Below are 19,402 nucleotides of genomic sequence, written 5' to 3' on the forward strand. Positions count from 1 at the left end.
CATAGATGACTTACGCAAAGCTAATTTTTCGGTATATGAATAGTTATTTCGTAAAAATCGCCAAGGTCTTTTTCATCCGCCTTGATTTCCATTCCCGTACTGGACACCATCTGTACAGCCTGACGAATGGTATTAAAAGCGAGACGCGTGTTCTTCGGCATTGCAAAACGTTTCGTTTGCTTCGCCTTCGGTTCTTCCTTTAGAGAAGCAATGCGATTCTCCGTCTGCTTGACATTTAATTCCTTCGCAATAATCTCTTCAAGCACCTGATTCTGCAGCTCTTCCGTATCAAGAGAAAGCAAAGCTCTTGCATGTCTCTCTGATATTTTACGACTAGCAAGCGCCTCTTTGACAGTGTCATTTAATCCCAACAACCGCAGCTTGTTTGCAATTGTAGATTGGCTCTTGCCTAAACGCTGCGCAAGGCTCTCCTGTGTCAGCTCATGAAGCTCGATCAGCTTTTGGTAGGCTACCGCTTCCTCAATCGCCGTCAAATTCTCGCGTTGCAAATTTTCGATCAATGCAATTGATGCCGTCTGTGAATCGTTAAACTCGCGGATAATAGCCGGAATTGTATCGTATCCAAGCTTCGTAACCGCACGCCAACGACGTTCGCCTGCAATAATCTCGTATCTGCCATTACGCGCGCGAACAACGATAGGCTGAATAACGCCATGCGTTTTGATCGTTTGGCACAACTCATCGATACGATCATCATCGAAAATTGTCCGAGGCTGGAATGGACTCGTATCAATATCTTGAATAGGAATTTGCCGAACCTCTTCTTGACCGCTCCGCTGATCACTTAGACCGAACAAACGGGAAAATGATTCTTTCATATTATCTACTCTACCACCCGACCAAGAAACCATTGCCGTTATATTGGTTGGTTTCCAAGATGTGCTGCTATGCATTAACGGTAAATTCCCGTTACTACCATTTTATCTATATTGCCTCTCTCAGACAACCTCGTTGGAGAAACTAGCGGATCTGCTGCAAACCCTATGTAAAACCATCTCAAACCGGGATGCCATCTCTATTCTTTTATTTCGACTTCCCTTCGGTTTTTTCCTGCTTGATCTTCGTAATATTTCGAATAGTCGCAAATAAAAACCTCCGTATGTTTCACGTGGAACATACGGAGGTTGTGCAATATCCGCTACACAAGCGGCTGCTTCAGCGGAGTGCCTGCTTTGCGCGGGTATTTTTTTGGAGTAGAATCCGTCTTGTCGATGAGAACGATATAACGCTCCGACTGTTCAAACGGCAATTTGAAGGCATGCTCTGCACGAACTTTCCCTTTAAGCTCACGCAGGCTTGCGGCAGCCTCCTTCACCTCTTCCACACTTTGCGAGCCTTTCATTGCGGCAAAGGTTCCGCCCTTGCGGGTGAAAGGCAGACAAAACTCGTTCAATACATTCAGTCGCGCAACCGCTCTTGCCGTTACAAGATCGAAGGAATCCCTATACTCTGGCAATCTCGCGATATCCTCAGCACGGCCATGAACACAGTTCACATTCTCGAGCCCAAGCTCTTGGACTAAATGATTCAGGAATTGAATCCGCTTGTTTAGCGAATCGACAATGACAACTTTCAGATGCGGGAAGCAAATCTTGAGCGGAATACTTGGGAACCCTGCTCCGGATCCGATATCGGCAATGCTGCCTACCTCTTTCATATTAACGAAGAACGATAACGAAACTGAATCGTAAAAATGTTTCTCAAATACGGCATCCCGTTCGGTGATGCCTGTTAGGTTCATTTTCTCATTCCACTCCACCAGCAAGCGGTGATAGGAATCAAATTGTTCGAGCTGCTTCGGGGATAACGTGATGCCGTTCTCCCCCAGCAGCTTTTCAAACCAAACATGCGTCTCTGTCATCATTGCCCTCTCGCTGCCGTCACCCGGTTATAGTGTTCCAAATATACAAGCAAAATGGAGATGTCCGCCGGGGTAACGCCTGCAATCCGAGATGCCTGGCCGATCGACAATGGACGGATATCCGCCAGCTTTTGTTTTGCTTCCGAAGCCAACCCGTGCACTTCGCTGTATACGATATCATCGGGAATTTTCTTTTTCTCCATCTTGCTCAAGCGTTCAACCTGATGCATTTGCTTCTCGATATAGCCGGCATACTTGATCTGAATTTCAACCTGTTCCTTCATTTCTTCCGTCAACGGAAGATCGGAAGGCGACAGCTGCTCAAGCAGCGCATAGGACAATTCCGGACGGCGTAGCAGCGACAAGGCATCCATTGTAAAAGCAATAGGAGCCGAATTCGCGGCATCGAGTACCGGCTGAGCAGCCTCCGGCTTAATTTTCACCGTACCCAGCCGTTCGATTTCTTGAGCCACAAGCTCTTTCTTATGAAGGAAAGCCTGATAACGTTCTTCCGAAATAAGTCCAATCTCATAACCGATTGGAGTCAAACGAAGATCCGCGTTATCATGACGAAGCAACAGGCGGTATTCGGCACGGGAAGTAAGAAGACGATAAGGATCGTTGGTCCCTTTCGTCACCAAATCATCGATCATAACACCGATGTAGCCTTGGGAACGGTCGATAATAACCGGCTCTTTCCCCTGCACTTTGCGCGCTGCGTTAATACCCGCGATAATGCCTTGTCCCGCGGCTTCTTCATAACCGGAAGTGCCGTTGATTTGTCCGGCTGTGAATAACCCGTCGACGAGCTTTGTCTCCAGCGATGGCCATAGCTGAGTCGGTACAACCGCATCGTATTCAATCGCATAGCCGTTACGCATCATCTCAACATTTTCCAAACCTGGAATAGATCTCAAAATACCGAGCTGTACATCCTCGGGCATACTTGTCGAAAGTCCTTGCACATAATATTCCGACGTATGCTTGCCTTCCGGCTCCAGGAAGATTTGATGCTTCGGTTTATCCGCGAAGCGGACGATTTTATCTTCAATTGACGGACAATAACGCGGACCCGTACCTTCAATCGCTCCGGAGAACATAGGGGCACGGTGCAAATTATCGTTGATAATTTTATGTGTTGCTTCCGATGTATACGTCAGCCAACAAGGCAGCTGTTCATTGTCGGAGGATTTGGTTTCGTACGAGAAAAACTTCGGATTATCATCGCCCGGTTGGATTTCCGTTTTCGAAAAATCAATCGTATCCTTATGCACGCGCGGCGGCGTGCCTGTCTTGAAGCGAGCGAGCTTGAAGCCAAGCTCCTTCAGGCTTGCGGACAACTTCACCGATGGCTGCTGGTTGTTCGGGCCGCTCTCGTACATCAGCTCGCCCATAATAATTTTGCCGCGCAGGTAGGTGCCCGTCGTAATGACAACCGCTTTAGCCCGATAAATAGCGCCTGTTTTGGTCACGATGCCGATAATTTTGCCATCTTCGACAATCAAATCTTCCGCCATGCCTTGGCGAAGCGTGAGATGATCCGTCTCCTCGATTGTCTTCTTCATCGTATGCTGGTAAGAGAATTTATCCGCCTGTGCGCGCAACGCGTGAACAGCGGGTCCTTTGCCTGTGTTCAACATCCGCATTTGGATAAATGTTTTATCGATATTGCGGCCCATTTCTCCACCTAGCGCATCAATCTCGCGTACGACATGTCCTTTTGCCGGTCCCCCGATCGACGGGTTGCATGGCATAAAGGCCACCATGTCCAGGTTGATTGTAAGCAAAAGCGTCTCACAGCCCATTCGCGCGGAAGCAAGCGCTGCTTCCGCACCGGCATGACCCGCTCCAATTACAATCACTTCGTATTGCCCAGCTTCATAGGTCATTTTCTTTATCCCTCCAATTCATCAAACCGCGCAAGGGTTCACAAACCCTGCCGGTCGTCATCGTTATTTCTTATTTGCCTAAGCAGAACTGCGAGAAGATCTGGTCGATCAACGAATCGCCAACCTCATCGCCCAATATTTCGCCAAGTGATTCCCATGCGGAACGCACATCGATCTGAATCAAGTCAATCGGGATGCCGGAATTCGACGCATCAATGGCATCAATAAGCGATTGCTGCGCACGCTTCAGCAAAGAAATATGCCGAACGTTGCTGACATATGTCAAATCTCCGGAATCCAGCTGCCCTTCAAAGAACAGCTTGCTGATCGCCTTTTCCAGCCGGTCAAGACCTTCCTCTTCGCGCACAGACATGCGGACAATCCGCTCTTCATCGATCAATGCCTCAATCTCAGCCATCTCGAGCTTCGATTCCAAGTCCGATTTATTAATAATAAGAATAAGCTGGCGGTCCTTCACCTTCTCCAGGAGCGCACGGTCATCCTCATGAATAGGCTCGTTATTGTTAAGCACAAACAGGATCAAATCGGCTTCTTCCAGCGCATTATGCGAACGCTCGACTCCGATCCGTTCCACGACATCGCTCGTTTCGCGAATGCCTGCCGTATCGAGCAGTCTAAGAGGAATGTGATTAAGCGTCACATACTCCTCGATAACATCCCGCGTCGTACCCGGAATATCCGTCACGATCGCTTTATTCTCCTGCGCAAGCATATTAAGCAAGGAGGACTTGCCCACATTAGGGCGTCCTACGATAGCGGTCATAATGCCCTCTCGCAATATTTTACCTTCATTCGCCGTTTTTAACAGCTTGCCGATCTCCTCCAGCGCGGACCCGCTTTGCTCACGGATATAGTTGCTTGTCAGATCCTCGACGTCATGCTCAGGGTAATCGATATTGACCTCAATATGAGCAAGCAGCTCAATCACCGTCTGCCGAAGGGCTTTAATCCGCTTCGACAAGGTTCCCTCCGCCTGCTTGCGCGCAACCGAGAATGCCCGATCCGACTTCGAACGGATCAGGTCAATAACCGCCTCCGCCTGCATCAGATCGATCCGGCCGTTTAGAAAAGCTCTCTTCGTGAACTCGCCCGGCTCCGCAAGCCGCATGCCCTCCTGCAGAAGCACCTGATCGAGCACCTTCTTTACCGCCACAACGCCGCCATGGGCATTAATTTCGACGACATCCTCTGCCGTGAACGAACGGGGACCGCGCATGACGGTTACAAGAACCTCTTCAACCTGTTCCCCATTCTTCGGATCTATAATATGACCGTAATGTACGGTATGCGTTGCCGCATCCCGCAAATCGGTTCTTGAACGAAAAATTCGCGCGGTTCCCTCTATGGCATCAGGACCGCTGACGCGAATAATGGCTATGCCGCCCTCTCCAACCGCCGTCGAAATCGCCGCAATCGTATCGTGTACCATCAGCTTTTATGCACCTCTCAAATGGAAAAACAGCAATGACCACGAGAGCCATTGCTGCGAATTGAATAACGTATGGATCTAACTTTACATCTGCTTTTCCTTTAAAGCAATAACAACTCGCCGATTTGGCTCGTCGCCTTTGCTGTAAGTTTTTACCCTTGGGTGGTTCTGAAGCTGGGAATGAATCACTTTGCGTTCATGCGACGACATCGGTTCCAGCACGACTTCTTTCTTCGTGCGGACAACTCTGCCGGCAAGGCGTTCCGATAATTCCTCCAGCGTCTTGCGGCGACGCTCGCGAAAATCCTCCGCATCAAGCACGATCCGAAGATGGCTGTCCGAGTATCGATTTGCCACAATGTTAACCAAGTACTGCAGCGCGTCAAGCGTTTGACCGCGCCGGCCAATCAGCATGCCAATATCCCCTCCGCCCGAAACGGACAGATAAGTTGCTTCTTTCGTTTGTTTCCGTTCGATAGCGATCGTAAGTCCCATCGCCTCTGCCACATCACGAAGAAATTGCTCTGCTTCAATCGTTGGATCGGGTATAAGCTCCAGTTCAACCTTCGCTTCCTTTACGCCAATGAGTCCGAACAGACCTTTGGAAGGCTGCTCCATAACGAGCACTTTGACGCGATCCTTGGTTACTTTTAATTGTGTCAAACCGCTCCGTACAGCATCATCAATCGTTTTTCCTGATGCTACGATTTTCTTCATTTCGCGAGGGCCTCCTTACCCTTGTTTGATGAACGAACGTACAGGAAGTAGTTTTGGATAATGGTGTAAATGTTACTGAAAATCCAGTACAGCGGAAGCGCCGACGGGAAATTAAGGGCCATCACGAAGATCAGGACCGGGAAGATCATAAGCATCGCTCCCATGCCCGGCATAGTTTGCGTTTGCTGCTTCTGCATCATCTTCGACTGAACGAATGTCGTAGCCGCAGCAATGATCGGGAGGAAATACCAAGGTCCCGGTTCGCCAAGCTGCAAGCCCAGGAACTCATGCGTACGAACCTCGGGATTCCAGTAGATCGAGTTATAAAGCGCCATAAACACAGGCATCTGAACAAGAAGCGGTAAACAGCCGGCCATTGGATTGACCTTGTTCGCCTGGAACAGCTTCATTGTCTCTTCCTGCTGTTTCTGCGGATTATCTTTGTATTTTTTCTTGATTTCAGCCATCTGCGGCTGAATCGCCTGCATCGCTTTGGAACTGCGATACTGCTTGAGCGTTAATGGCAAAATTGCCGTACGAACAATAATCGTAATGAGCAGGATAGCTAGTCCATACGAACCGTTGAACCAGTCTGCAAACTTATCGAGGGTAAGGGCAAAGTAATAAACAACGTTCTTTTCCCAGAAGTTGCCGTGCTGCAAATCGGCTGTACTCGTCGTTGCGTTATGCGGTGCGCAGCCCGATAGCAAAGCAACCATCAGCACCATACCCAGTACGAGCAGCCACTTGCGGTTTCCTTTTAAAACCAACACCAAATCTCCTCTCTGAACACTCCATACTAAGCATTATTTTATTGACTAAACTATACCATAAATAATAGGACAAAGAAACAACTTGGAAATGCTGGCCGCTATTGCTAATATCGTGCGTCCTTCTTCAGCAAACCGGCCTTCTTAAGCACGTGAAAAACGCTCTTCTCCAGCTGCTTTGTCTCCATCTCAACCGCAGGTTTTCTTACTATTAATATAAAATCGGTATTCGGCACGATCTTGTCTCCGTTCAAACGGACGATTTCCTTAATAACTCTCCTCATCCGGTTGCGCACAACCGCGTTGCCGATTTTTTTGCTGGCGGAGACGCCTAACCGGAATGGCTCCGCTACCGGCTGCCTCGACCAATACACGACAAACTGTCCATTGGCAAACGATTTGCCGTAACGATAGATCCGGTTGAAGTCAGCGCGGTTACGCAGACGCAATTTTCTTTGCACGACCAGGCTCACCGTTCTTTCTTCATATTAATAACGCTTTATGTATGCTTGCCCCGCGGACCTACTTATCAGTATCGCCCGCAGGGCAAAAAAAAAGACCACCCGACGTGGTCTTTTGCTTATGCGCTAAGAACTTTTCTGCCTTTTTGACGACGCGCTGCCAAAACTTTACGTCCGTTTTTCGAGCTCATCCGTTTGCGGAAGCCATGTACTTTGCTGCGTTTGCTTACATTCGGTTTAAATGTAGGTCTCATCTGAACTGCACCTCCCGTATATCAAGTACTCAAAACAGTACGGCTCAGCGCCGATCTGCTTGTTCTCTGTAACAGCTAATTTTTGAAACACGCTTTTTTTATTAAACCACGCCGAGCCCAAAAAGTCAATTAAAAACGCTCCCATCCAAATATTGTGGATAAATGTATGGAATGAGACCCTTTGTCGGAAAACTAATAACATGTGCATAATTTTTCGGGACTTTAGACGAACTTTGTCGAAATGGTAACAAGATATTAACAATATGTAGTGGTGTAGATAACTTTTATGCACAAGCTATTGAATTTGTGGATAAAATCTCACAATTCGTTGAAATACAAGGGATCTTTTGCTATGATTAATATGTTTTCGGTGTGAATACCTCATCGATTTAGCATCTTTTATCAACAGCCTGTGGATAACAATGTGAACAAACTCATCCCCTATTCATAACTCATGTTCCTATTATTCTTCATATTGTGGGTATTTCGTAATAATCACCATTCATTCGACATGATTTGGCTTAATTGCGCCTATTCGGCGATTTTTGATAAGGAGTGACGTCTGTGGACAGCCATACCTATGATTTATGGCAGCAAGTGTTGTCAATCATTCAGACGAAACTAAGCAAACCCAGTTTCGATACCTGGTTTAAAGCGACCAAAGCTTCCTTCGTGAACGATTCGCTCCTGGAAGTGACGGCGCCGACAACATTTGCGGCTGAATGGCTGGAAGGCCGGTATACCAAATTAATTCGCAACACCTTGTTTGAGTTTCTCGGCAGGCAGGTAGACGTACGCTTTTCGATCGAAGAGGCGAAGCCGGCTGAACCCGCGCCGATCGCTGCGCCAAAGGCTGCGGAAGCGCCGATCGTACAAGAAGAGTCTTTCTCCCATATGCTTAACCCGAAATACACGTTTGATACGTTTGTTATCGGGGCCAACAACCGTTTTGCGCACGCCGCATCGCTTGCCGTGGCGGAAGCGCCGGCGAAAGCCTATAACCCGCTCTTTTTATACGGCGGCGTAGGACTTGGCAAGACGCACTTGATGCACGCCATCGGCCACTACATCATGGATCACAATCCAAGCACGAAGATTATGTATATTTCGTCCGAGAAATTCACGAACGAGTTCATTAATGCGATCCGGGATAACCGGGGCGAGAGCTTCCGCAACAAGTATCGCAATATTGACGTGCTGCTGATTGACGATATTCAGTTTTTGGCCGGCAAAGACGGGACCCAGGAGGAATTCTTCCATACCTTTAATGCCTTGCATGAAGAACGGAAGCAAATCGTCATCTCCAGCGACCGTACGCCGAAGGAAATTCCGACTTTGGAGGAAAGGCTGCGTTCGCGGTTCGAGTGGGGATTAATAACGGATATTCAAGCACCGGATTTGGAGACAAGGATCGCGATTTTGCGGAAAAAAGCAAAAGCCGAGAACCTGGATATTCCGAACGAAGCGATGGTCTACATTGCAAATCAGATCGATACGAATATTCGTGAGCTGGAAGGCGCCCTCATTCGAGTGGTCGCTTACTCCTCGCTTATAAATCAGGATATTACATCCCATCTGGCTGCCGAGGCATTGAAGGATATTATTCCGTCAAGCCGTCCGAAGATGATCACCATAAACGATATTCAGCAAAAGGTTGGCGAGTTCTATGGTTTGCGTCTCGAAGAGTTCAAAGCGCGGAAACGGACCAAAGCCGTCGCTTATCCGAGGCAAATTGCCATGTATCTCTCCCGCGAGCTAACCGATTATTCGCTCCCGAAGATCGGCGAGGCGTTTGGAGGGCGTGACCATACGACCGTTATTCATGCGCACGAGAAAATTTCGCAGCAGCTGAAGCAAGACCAGGACTTGTACAAGATTTTGCAGAATCTGACCGAGAAGATCAAAAATCACACGTAAAAGTTATTCACTTCTATATGAACAACCAAGCAAGCCTATGCACAAGCTATACACATGTGGATAGGCTTGCTTTATCCGTGTTTTAGACGGTTATCCACATATTAAGGCCGCCTACTACTACGACTACTAATATTTTTTAAAAAAACATCATCAAAATAGGGCGAAAACGCCCATTACGGCTCCGCCGATTTTTAAAACCTAGAAAACCATCGATCCGAAACGGACTTAGGAGTGAAACCATGAAACTTTCAATTTCCAAACACGAACTGAACGAAGCCATCCAGCAGGTTGCCAAAGCGGCTTCTTCCCGTCCGACTATTCCTATTCTCGGCGGCATCAAGATTGAAGTAACCCATCAAGGGGTTACCTTAACGGCAAGTGATACCGATATATCTATTCAAAGCTTTATCCCTGTAGAACGGGATAATCTCGTTATTGCACATGTGGATAAACCGGGCAATGTTGTTCTTCCCGCTAAATTTTTTGTCGAAATCGTTAAGAAGCTTCCGTCTGACAATGTAGAAATTGAAGTAGGCGCTCATTTCCAAACCCTGATTCGTTCCGGTTCGACGGATATTCAGATGGTTGGCCTCGATCCTGAGGAGTTCCCTGTTCTCCCTTCCATCGAGCAGAACGAGCTGTTCCAAATGCCTGGCGATCTTCTCAAGGCGATGATCCGCCAGACTGTTCTGGCTGCCTCCGTAAATGAGCAGACACCTATTCTGACCGGTGTGCTTTGGAGCCTGCAGGACAAGCAGCTGAAGTTTGTGGCGACTGACCGCCACCGTCTGGCCAGCCGCATCGCGCAAGCGGAGACCGCCGCAGACTATCGGTTTAACAATGTTGTAATCGCAGCGAAAACGTTAGTCGAGCTGTCGAAGCTGGTTCCGGATCAGCATGGCCTCGTTGATATTGTCGTAGCCGACAACCAAGTGCTTTTCAAGATCGGCAACGTCCTGTTCTATACCCGCGTGCTCGACGGAACTTACCCGGATACTTCTAAAATTATTCCGAGCATGTTCAAAACAGAACTCGTTTTAGATACAAAAAATTTGACGGATGCAATCGACCGCGCGTATTTGATGTCGAGAGAAGAGAAAACGAACATCGTTCGTCTGACAACGCTGGATGACGGCTCGATCGAAATTTCCTCGAGCTCGACGGAGCTTGGCCGCGTTACCGAGCAGCTGGAAGCCAAGCAGTTCGACGGCGAGCCGCTTAAGATTGCTTTCAACTCCAAGTACATGCTGGACGTGCTCAAAGTCATCGACAGCGAGCAGATCTTTATCGGCTTTACCGGGGCAATGAGCCCAATCGTTATTCGTCCGACCGATCATTCCTACAACACGTATGTCATCTTGCCTTATCGGACAACGAACTAAGATCTTGATTCAAGCTTAGGCAATAACGGTGAAAGGCAGGTGAGCAAGTGATGAAAGAGATCGCCATTCGTGACGAATACATTACCCTTGGACAGTTTTTAAAACTGGCTGATTGTATATCCACAGGTGGACACGCGAAATTTTTCTTGCAGGAAAACGAGGTTCACGTAAACGGAGTTGTGGATAACCGCCGCGGCAGAAAGCTGTACGTCGGCGACCGCGTTGAAGTGGAAGGCTGCGGCGTCTTTACGGTGACCGGGGCATAAGTGCTTAAGAAGCAGCCAGGCCGGGAGGACAAACGAACGTGTTTTTAAAAAGCATCCAATTGCACAACTATCGCAACTACAAAGAGCTTGAGCTTGTGACGGACAATAAGGTCAATTTATTTGTCGGGCCTAATGCGCAAGGTAAGACGAACCTGCTGGAGGCGATCTTCGCCCTTGCCCTTACCAAGTCGCATCGCACTTCGAAGGATAAGGAGCTGATCGGCTGGGAAGCCGATTCAGCCCGCATCCACGGCGAGGTGGAGAAGCGTTACGGGACGCTAAAGCTTGATTTGATGTATTCGTCGCAAGGCAAGAAAGCAAAGATTAACGGACTTGAGCAGCGGAAGCTCAGCGATTTCATCGGATCGCTGAACGTCGTCATGTTTGCTCCAGAGGATTTGGAAATTGTAAAAGGAACGCCGGGCATACGAAGACGGTTTCTCGATATGGAAATCGGCCAAGTACAGCCCGGTTATTTGCATACGCTGACGCAATACACCAAGGTGCTTGCGCAGCGGAATAATTATCTCAAGACAGCCACCCCCGGAGGCTCGCAGCAGGCCATGCTGGATATTTGGAATATGCAGCTTGCCGAGCACGGTGTTAAAATTATGAAAAAAAGGAAACACTTTATTCATAAATTACAACGGTGGGCGGAGCACATTCATTCCGGCATAACAGCGGGCGGCGAGCGCCTCACCATTGAGTACCGCCCGTCCTTTGACGGCGGCCCCTCCGAAGATGAATCTGTTTTATTTGAGCAATTTATGTTAAAGTTATCACAGGTGAAAGATCAGGAGATTCGCAGAGGAATGTCGCTCGTTGGGCCTCATCGCGACGACATGGCTTTCTTTATCAACGGCAAGGAGGCGGCTGTGTACGGGTCGCAGGGGCAGCAGCGCACAACGGCGTTGTCTCTAAAGCTTGCCGAGATAGAGCTGATCTGCGAGGAAATTGGGGAATACCCGCTGCTATTGCTTGATGATGTCTTGTCTGAGCTGGATCAGAACCGTCAGACGCAGCTCATCGAGACGTTTCAGAGCAAGGTTCAGACGTTTATTACAACGACCGGACTCGAGAGCGTAAATGTGAGCAAGCTCCGCGATGCCGGGATCTACGATGTGCGGGAAGGCCGAGTGACGCGCTGATAACGGGCATTTAAACGGGAGGCGGAGGACATGTATATCCATTTGGGCGGCGAGAAAATTATCCGGGCTGCCGAGCTGGTAGCCATTTTTGATATATCGATAGAGCAATCCTCCAAGCTATCCAAGCAGTTTGTGGCAGGAGCCCGTAAACGCAAAGATGTCGAAACAATTGGTGAAGAAGAGCCCAAATCCATTGTTGTGACGAAGCAGAAAATCTATTATTCGCCGATTTCATCCTCTACTTTGAAGAAACGGGCCCATCATTTTGCGGCGAATGGCTAGAAGCAGCCTAGGCGAACAGGTATGAGAGGAGTAGTGAGCAGTTGAGTCAGCAGAATACGTATGATGAAAGTCAGATACAGGTCCTCGAAGGCTTAGAAGCGGTACGGAAGCGTCCGGGGATGTACATCGGCTCTACCAGCGGCAAGGGCCTCCACCATCTCGTGTGGGAGGTTGTCGATAATAGTATCGACGAAGCGCTGGCCGGGTACTGCACAAAAATTCAGGTTCGCGTCCACGAGGACAACAGTATCACGGTTATCGATAATGGCCGTGGTATTCCGGTGGGCGAGAACGCGAAGCTGAAAAAGTCGACTCTTGAAGTCGTTATGACCGTCCTTCACGCAGGCGGCAAATTTGGCGGCGAGGGTTATAAAGTATCAGGCGGATTGCACGGTGTAGGTGTATCCGTCGTTAATGCGTTGTCCGAGCACGTAACGGTTACCGTTAAGCTTCATGGCCATATCTACCAACAAGAATACCGCCGCGGTGTACCGCAGTATGACGTTAAGATTGTTGGAGAATCAAATGAAACCGGCACGACGGTTAAGTTTAAACCGGATCCTGAGATTTTTACCGACACCACCGTATACGAATACGAAACGCTCCAATCGCGGATCCGCGAGCTGGCATTCCTGAATAGGGGCCTCGAGATTGAACTGGTTGACGAGCGTACAGGCGCATCGAATACTTTCAAGTACGACGGCGGCATTATCGAGTTCGTTAAGCATTTGAACCGCAACAAAGAAGTCATGCATGAGGAGCCGATCTATGTAGAGGGCTCGAAGGACCATATCCAGGTTGAAGTTTCGTTGCAGTACAACGACGGTTACAGCGAGAATATCCATTCATTCGCCAATAACATCAATACGCATGAGGGCGGTACGCACGAATCCGGCTTCAAGAGCGCGTTAACGCGAATTATTAACGACTATGCCCGCAAGACGGGATTAATCAAAGACAACGATTCCAACTTCTCCGGCGATGACGTCCGCGAGGGCTTGACGGCGATTATTTCGGTTAAAATTCCGGAGCCGCAGTTCGAAGGACAGACGAAGACGAAGCTTGGCAACAGCGAGGTTCGCGGTATTGTCGAATCGTTCTTTGCCGAGAAGCTGCAGGAGTTCCTCGATGAGAATCCTTCGGTTTCCCGTAAAATCGTCGAAAAAGGTCTTCAGGCGGCAAGAGCCCGCGAAGCCGCGCGCAAAGCACGCGAGTTAACGCGACGCAAGAGCGCGCTTGAAGTGAGCTCCCTGCCTGGTAAGCTGGCTGACTGCTCCTCCAAGGATGCCTCGATCAGCGAGCTGTATATCGTCGAAGGCGACTCCGCCGGCGGATCGGCGAAGCAAGGACGCGACCGCCACTTCCAGGCGATTCTGCCGCTGCGCGGCAAGATCCTGAACGTGGAGCGCGCTAGGCTTGACCGCATTCTTGGCAATGCCGAGATCCGCGCAATCATTACGGCGCTTGGTACGGGCATTGGCGACGACTTCGATCTGGCGAAGGCACGTTACCATAAGGTTATTATCATGACCGATGCCGACGTCGACGGCGCGCATATCCGTACCCTTATGCTGACTTTCTTCTTCCGTTACATGCGGAAGATTATCGAAGCAGGGTATGTGTATATCGCGCAGCCGCCGCTGTTCAAGATCGAGCGTAATAAGGTTATCCGTTATGCGCAATCCGAGAAGGAACGCGATGACATTATCGCGGAATTCGGTGAAGGCGCTAAAGTAAACGTACAGCGTTATAAAGGTCTCGGCGAGATGAATGCCACGCAGCTGTGGGAGACAACGATGGATCCGGAGAGCCGGACCATGCTTCAGGTATCGATTGAAGACGCGATTGAAGCAGACGTTATCTTCGACACGCTGATGGGCGACAATGTTGAACCGCGCCGTGATTTCATCCAGCAATTCGCGAAAGACGTTAAGAACCTGGATATTTAACGAAAATATAGCCGTCCATGCGGGCGGCTATTTCTTTTTGTAACGGCCGTAGGAAACAGCGTACTTATAGATTTTGCGGAATATTGTTTTATCTTTCAGCTTTCGGAAAATAAAAGCATCGGGCCTTGTGTTTACCTCAAGAATCCAAGGCCGCTGCTGCTGATCAATGGCGATATCGATTCCAAGCTCCTTGAGGCCCGGGTAATGCTTCTCCAGCTCTCTAGCGATATCCAGGCTGATTTGTTTGAGGCGCATCGCGTATGTCATCTTCTGGGTCGGCGATTGATGGGAAGACATGAGGCGTTCGAAAGACATCGGGGTGCCGCCGTTGTGGTAGTTGGTAACCACTTTCTCGGGATGGGCAAGACGGCCGATAATGCCGGTAGCCTCCCAGTGGTTGTTCTCATTGCGCTGCACCATCACCCGGATATCGAAGCGCCGATTTTTATGGCGGAGCAGATCGATGCCCTGTTGAACCAGATAGCGTCTGGTTTTGATTCTTCTCAAAAGGCTTTGGTGCAGCAGATCGAAGGTGGGAAAAGTCCGGATGGTGGTGTTCAATTGATACTTATAACCTTTGGAAGCCGGCTTGAGTTGTTCTACGCGCATAACGCCTTTGCCAAAAGTACCGTTTACGGGTTTGACGTAGACCATCCCGTATTCGTCAAGCATCAGTTGCAGGTTTTCCTTATTGAAAAGCTTTGTTAGAGGTATATATTCACGGAGGGCTGGCGAGTTTAGAAGTACATTGGTTTTCTCCCATTTGCTGTATACCAATTGGATGGACACGGTTATTGCTCCTTTCGGATAGGAACGGGTAATAAGCGATCAAGATTGCGTATCAAGAAGAAGACAGACTTTGGAATGAGTGGTATAATGTAATTTGGGTCTGTTTATTTTATGGCGGATCGGGCACGAAAAGATACGAGGTATTTGCCTATTTTTATCATTTTTTTAGGCAATTTGTCGGTTTCATAGATGAAACGGATGCAGGGCGTTTAGCCGTGCCTTTTTTGTGAAAGTAATATAATGGTTATCAAGTTTGACAAGGTTTGCAGATTGATGACGTCAGGGAGGTAAAACATGGCGGAAGAACAACAGCATTCGCAAATTAAAGACCGTGACATCGGTACAGAAATGCGCGATTCATTCATGGACTATGCGATGAGTATTATCGTAAGCCGCGCATTGCCGGATGTAAGGGACGGTCTTAAGCCGGTGCATCGTCGTATTTTGTACGCAATGTCGGAGCTAGGCATGTCTTCGGACAAACCATACAAGAAGTCTGCGAGGATCGTAGGGGAAGTAATCGGTAAGTACCATCCACACGGCGATTCGTCGGTTTATGAAGCAATGGTACGGATGGCGCAGGATTTCTCCATGCGGTACATGCTTGTGGACGGACATGGCAACTTCGGCTCGATTGACGGAGATATGGCGGCGGCGATGCGGTATACCGAGGCGCGTCTGTCGAAAATCGCCATGGAGATGCTCCGCGATTTAAATAAAGAAACCGTTGATTTTGTTCCGAACTACGACGGCGAGGAGAAAGAGCCGGCAGTTCTGCCGTCGCGTTTCCCGAACCTGCTCGTGAACGGAGTAACCGGTATTGCCGTAGGTATGGCAACCAATATACCTCCGCACAACCTAACCGAGGTTATTGACGGTATTCAAGCGTTGATCCGGAATCCGGATATTACGCCGGTTGAACTAATTGATTATGTAAAAGGCCCGGATTTCCCTACAGCGGGTATCGTTATGGGACTTAGCGGCATCCGTCAGGCCTATCTGACGGGACGCGGCACTGTAACGATGCGCGCTCGCGCAACGATCGAGGAGAATGGTAACAAAGCCCGTATTATTGTTTACGAGCTGCCGTATCAAGTCAATAAAGCACGTCTCGTAGAAAAGATCGCAGAACTCGTCCGCGAGAAAAAGATTGAGGGAATTACCGACCTCCGCGATGAGTCAGACCGTAACGGCATGCGGGTCGTTATCGAGCTGCGCCGCGATGTAACACCAAGCGTTGTGCTGAACAATTTGTACAAGCAGACGCAAATGCAATCCAACTTCGGCATTAACATGCTCGCGCTTGTTAACGGCGAACCTAAGACGCTAAATATCCGAGAAATGCTGTATTACTATTTGCAGCATCAGATCGAAGTTATTCGTCGTCGTACCGAATATGATCTGAAAAAAGCAGAAGCAAGAGCCCATATTCTCGAGGGCTTGCGTATTGCTCTTGATCATTTGGACGAAGTTATCGCGCTGATCCGCGCTTCGCAAACAGCGGATATTGCCCGCGAAGGCTTGATCGAGCGTTTTGCGCTCAGCTATGAGCAGGCGCAAGCTATTCTCGACATGCGCCTCCAAAGGCTGACCGGTCTGGAACGCGACAAGATCGAAGCCGAGTATGCGGAGCTGATGAAGAAGATTGCCGAGTACAAGGCGATCTTAGCTGATGAGCAGCTTGTGCTCAACATCATCAGCGAAGAGCTTAACGAGATCAAGGAACGTTTCGGCGATGAACGCCGTACCGAAATTACCGTGAGCGATGAAGAGATTCTGGACGAGGATCTGATCCCTCGCGAGGATGTTATTATCTCCATCACGCACACCGGTTATATCAAGCGTCTACCGGTCACCACTTACCGCAGCCAGAAGCGGGGCGGCAAAGGTGTCGTTGGAATGGATACGAAAGAACATGATTTCGTTGAGCATCTGTTCGTATCCAACACGCACCATTACCTGCTGTTCTTTACGAACAAAGGCAAAGTATACCGTCTCAAGGCTTATGAGATTCCGGATCTCAGCCGGACTGCCCGGGGAACGCCGATCATCAACCTGATTCAGATTGAACAGGGCGAGACGATCAATGCGGTTATTCCGGTAGAAAGCTTCGATTCGGACAGCTACCTGTTCTTTGCGACCCGTCAAGGTATCGTTAAAAAGACACCGCTTGACGATTATATGAATATCCGCAAGGTCGGCCTGATTGCGATTTCGATCCGCGAGGATGACGAACTGATTGGCGTGAAGCTGACAGACGGCAACCAGGAGATCGTAATGGGGACGGCACAAGGCATGTCGATCCGCTTCTCTGAGCAGGATGTACGTTCAATGGGACGTTCCGCTACAGGCGTAAAAGGCATTCAACTGGATGATGACGATACCGTCATTGACATGGATGTTGTTAATCCGGAGAACGATGTGCTTATCGTAACGGCCAAAGGCTACGGCAAACGTACGCCAATGAGCGAGTACCGGATTCAGAACCGTGGCGGTAAAGGGATCAAGACCCTTAACGTTACCGACAAGAACGGACCGATTGTCAGCTTGAAGGTCGTTCTGAATGACGAAGACCTCATGATTATGACCGCGCTTGGCACGCTCATCCGGACGAGCATGGAAGGCATCTCGACGATGGGCCGTAATACGCAGGGCGTGAAGCTAATCAATACGCGTGAGGATGATACGGTATCTACCGTAACTCGTGTCGCGCGCAGCGAAGAAGCGGACGAGTCGCTTGAAGAGGGCGAAGAATTCGAAAATACAGCTCCTGATGCAGGCACTGAGCCGGCAGAAGAGTAAAACCGGACTATAGAGGATAGGCATCGGGAGGGGACCGTTGTGGCAACAGTGGCTTTATCACAGGTGAAGTTAGGCGACAAGATCAGCGAAGATGTCCTTACCCCGCTTGGCGGAGTGCTGTTACAGAAGGGGCGCATCGTCACAACTAGAGAATTAGATATTATGCAGGCCTTTCTGGTTTCCCAAATTCAGATTGAACAGCCGGCTAATCAGACGGATAAAACGCAGGACAACGCAAAGCAGGAGCCGCAGACAGCAGCTCCTGCTGTCTCTGCTACACCGCTGCACGATGAATATGACCAGATGATTGTTGTCCTGAAGCGGGTTATTAACGAAATCCGGTCGGGTCAGCCGATACCGGTGATGGATATCCGGAATCAGCTGGAGAAGATGATGCAGTATGAAAGCAGCTACAAGGTGCTTACGTTTATGCCAAGACATTTTGCGGAGCGTGACTACTTGCTGCACAACAGCATACTGGTCGGCTTAACCTCTTATCGTATTGCCCAGTGGTGCGGACTGCCTCGTAAGGATTGGATGCAGGTCGCTCTTGCCGGTCTGCTGCACGATATAGGGAACGTTAAGATTGACCCGGCCATATTGGCCAAGCCGACAGCTTTAACGGCCGAAGAGAATGAAGAGATGAAGCGTCATACGGTAATTGGATACCAGCTATTGAAGAACATTGCCTCTTTAAACGAGGGAGTGAAGCTTACCGCGCTTCAGCATCATGAGCGTATTGACGGCAGCGGGTATCCGCTTGCCATAGATTCCTCCAAGATTCATCCATACGCCAAAATCGTTGCCATTGCGGATATTTATCACGCGATGACTCTAAATCGGTTCTACCGCAAAGCAGCTTCCCCGTATTTCGTTCTGGAACAGATTCAGAGCGATTCCTTCGGAAAGCTGGAGCCTGCATACGTTAGGGTGTTCGTAGAGAAGGTAACGCAATTTCACAACGGCAATATCGTCAAGCTTAGCGATGATCGAGTTGGAGAGATTGTGTTTAGCGATGCCATACACCCGACAAGACCATGGGTCTCTGTTGGCGGTTCGATTATCAACCTGACTATCGAAAGGCATCTGCATATTAAAGAAGTTCTAGGTTAACAATAAAGATCTTGCCGTGGTATAGGCGAGATCTTTATTCTCTATTAGAAGGAAATCTGCTTTTAGGCGTGGCGGTTCAATAAGAAAAATAGCTTAAATACGAGATACAAAAGAGAATAATCATGCTTTGGCAAAAAAACTTTTAAAAAGTGCTTGCAATCCTATAGGCATTCATGATATATTATCTCTTGTCGCCGCTGAGATAAACGCGAACGACACGAAAACAAATTGTTCTTTGAAAACTGAACAACGAGCGAAACTGCCCCGTTATTTATAACGGAAAAGCGATAAAACAAGTAATGAGCAAGTCAAACATCTGAGATTTTCCTGA

At 48.9% G+C, this 19,402-nt stretch carries 17 protein-coding genes; 8 read left to right on the forward strand and 9 right to left on the reverse strand.

Going from position 1 to position 19,402, the window contains the following annotated elements; all coding sequences use genetic code 11:
- Positions 1 to 20 precede the first annotated feature (20 nt).
- From noc to rpmH, 8 genes are all read right to left on the reverse strand, one after another.
- A complete protein-coding gene (noc, locus tag WFK81_RS18125; RefSeq protein WP_336787788.1) occupies positions 21 to 839 on the reverse strand; it encodes a nucleoid occlusion protein in 819 nt (272 codons plus the stop codon).
- A gap of 320 nt (positions 840 to 1,159) precedes the next feature.
- Positions 1,160 to 1,882 (reverse strand): 16S rRNA (guanine(527)-N(7))-methyltransferase RsmG, encoded by a 723-nt coding sequence (gene rsmG / locus WFK81_RS18130; RefSeq protein WP_336787789.1) that lies wholly within the window; start codon positions 1,880 to 1,882, stop codon positions 1,160 to 1,162.
- Complete coding sequence (gene mnmG / locus WFK81_RS18135; protein WP_336787790.1) at positions 1,882 to 3,771, reverse strand: tRNA uridine-5-carboxymethylaminomethyl(34) synthesis enzyme MnmG; 1,890 nt, start codon at positions 3,769 to 3,771, stop codon at positions 1,882 to 1,884. The genes rsmG and mnmG overlap by 1 nt, the downstream gene beginning before the upstream one ends.
- A gap of 70 nt (positions 3,772 to 3,841) precedes the next feature.
- Entirely contained in the window at positions 3,842 to 5,221 is a 1,380-nt protein-coding gene (mnmE, locus tag WFK81_RS18140; RefSeq protein WP_336787791.1) for a tRNA uridine-5-carboxymethylaminomethyl(34) synthesis GTPase MnmE, read from the reverse strand.
- 84 nt (positions 5,222 to 5,305) lie between these two features.
- Positions 5,306 to 5,938 (reverse strand): RNA-binding cell elongation regulator Jag/EloR, encoded by a 633-nt coding sequence (jag, locus tag WFK81_RS18145; protein WP_336787792.1) that lies wholly within the window; start codon positions 5,936 to 5,938, stop codon positions 5,306 to 5,308.
- Positions 5,935 to 6,711 carry a YidC/Oxa1 family membrane protein insertase gene (locus WFK81_RS18150; protein ID WP_132308067.1) on the reverse strand — a complete coding sequence of 259 codons (777 nt, stop codon included), beginning with the start codon at positions 6,709 to 6,711 and terminating at the stop codon, positions 5,935 to 5,937. Before WFK81_RS18150 ends, jag begins: the two co-directional genes overlap by 4 nt.
- A 104-nt stretch (positions 6,712 to 6,815) precedes the next feature.
- Positions 6,816 to 7,169: a ribonuclease P protein component gene (gene rnpA, locus WFK81_RS18155; RefSeq protein ID WP_336787793.1), complete on the reverse strand. Its 354-nt coding sequence runs from the start codon at positions 7,167 to 7,169 to the stop codon at positions 6,816 to 6,818.
- A gap of 119 nt (positions 7,170 to 7,288) precedes the next feature.
- Entirely contained in the window at positions 7,289 to 7,423 is a 135-nt protein-coding gene (rpmH, locus tag WFK81_RS18160) for a 50S ribosomal protein L34 (RefSeq protein ID WP_015847830.1), read from the reverse strand.
- A gap of 564 nt (positions 7,424 to 7,987) precedes the next feature.
- On the opposite strand from rpmH, the gene dnaA reads away from it, so the two are divergent.
- The 6 genes from dnaA to gyrB all read left to right on the forward strand — a co-directional run bounded on the left by dnaA (position 7,988) and on the right by gyrB (position 14,367).
- On the forward strand, positions 7,988 to 9,340 hold the full coding sequence (dnaA, locus tag WFK81_RS18165) for a chromosomal replication initiator protein DnaA (RefSeq protein WP_336787794.1): 1,353 nt from the start codon (positions 7,988 to 7,990) through the stop codon (positions 9,338 to 9,340).
- 239 nt (positions 9,341 to 9,579) lie between these two features.
- Positions 9,580 to 10,722: a DNA polymerase III subunit beta gene (dnaN, locus tag WFK81_RS18170; protein WP_336787795.1), complete on the forward strand. Its 1,143-nt coding sequence runs from the start codon at positions 9,580 to 9,582 to the stop codon at positions 10,720 to 10,722.
- Positions 10,723 to 10,772: 50 nt separating this feature from the next.
- A complete protein-coding gene (yaaA, locus tag WFK81_RS18175) occupies positions 10,773 to 10,988 on the forward strand; it encodes a S4 domain-containing protein YaaA (RefSeq protein WP_167201603.1) in 216 nt (71 codons plus the stop codon).
- A gap of 38 nt (positions 10,989 to 11,026) precedes the next feature.
- On the forward strand, positions 11,027 to 12,136 hold the full coding sequence (recF, locus tag WFK81_RS18180; RefSeq protein WP_336787796.1) for a DNA replication/repair protein RecF: 1,110 nt from the start codon (positions 11,027 to 11,029) through the stop codon (positions 12,134 to 12,136).
- A 30-nt stretch (positions 12,137 to 12,166) separates the two neighbouring features.
- On the forward strand, positions 12,167 to 12,418 hold the full coding sequence (remB, locus tag WFK81_RS18185) for an extracellular matrix regulator RemB (RefSeq protein WP_012772007.1): 252 nt from the start codon (positions 12,167 to 12,169) through the stop codon (positions 12,416 to 12,418).
- A gap of 41 nt (positions 12,419 to 12,459) precedes the next feature.
- Positions 12,460 to 14,367 carry a DNA topoisomerase (ATP-hydrolyzing) subunit B gene (gene gyrB / locus WFK81_RS18190; protein ID WP_336787797.1) on the forward strand — a complete coding sequence of 636 codons (1,908 nt, stop codon included), beginning with the start codon at positions 12,460 to 12,462 and terminating at the stop codon, positions 14,365 to 14,367.
- A 27-nt stretch (positions 14,368 to 14,394) separates the two neighbouring features.
- On the opposite strand, the gene WFK81_RS18195 is transcribed toward gyrB, so the two are convergent.
- On the reverse strand, positions 14,395 to 15,156 hold the full coding sequence (locus WFK81_RS18195) for a YheC/YheD family protein (protein ID WP_336787798.1): 762 nt from the start codon (positions 15,154 to 15,156) through the stop codon (positions 14,395 to 14,397).
- Positions 15,157 to 15,450: 294 nt separating this feature from the next.
- Here WFK81_RS18195 and gyrA point away from each other — a divergent pair, with 294 nt between their 5' ends.
- On the forward strand, positions 15,451 to 17,958 hold the full coding sequence (gene gyrA, locus WFK81_RS18200) for a DNA gyrase subunit A (protein WP_336787799.1): 2,508 nt from the start codon (positions 15,451 to 15,453) through the stop codon (positions 17,956 to 17,958).
- Between the two features lie 39 nt (positions 17,959 to 17,997).
- Positions 17,998 to 19,071: an HD-GYP domain-containing protein gene (locus WFK81_RS18205; RefSeq protein WP_336787800.1), complete on the forward strand. Its 1,074-nt coding sequence runs from the start codon at positions 17,998 to 18,000 to the stop codon at positions 19,069 to 19,071.
- Positions 19,072 to 19,402 lie beyond the last annotated feature (331 nt).

The sequence above is a fragment of the Paenibacillus sp. MMO-177 genome (genome assembly GCF_037147795.1).
Lineage (GTDB): Bacteria > Bacillota > Bacilli > Paenibacillales > Paenibacillaceae > Pristimantibacillus.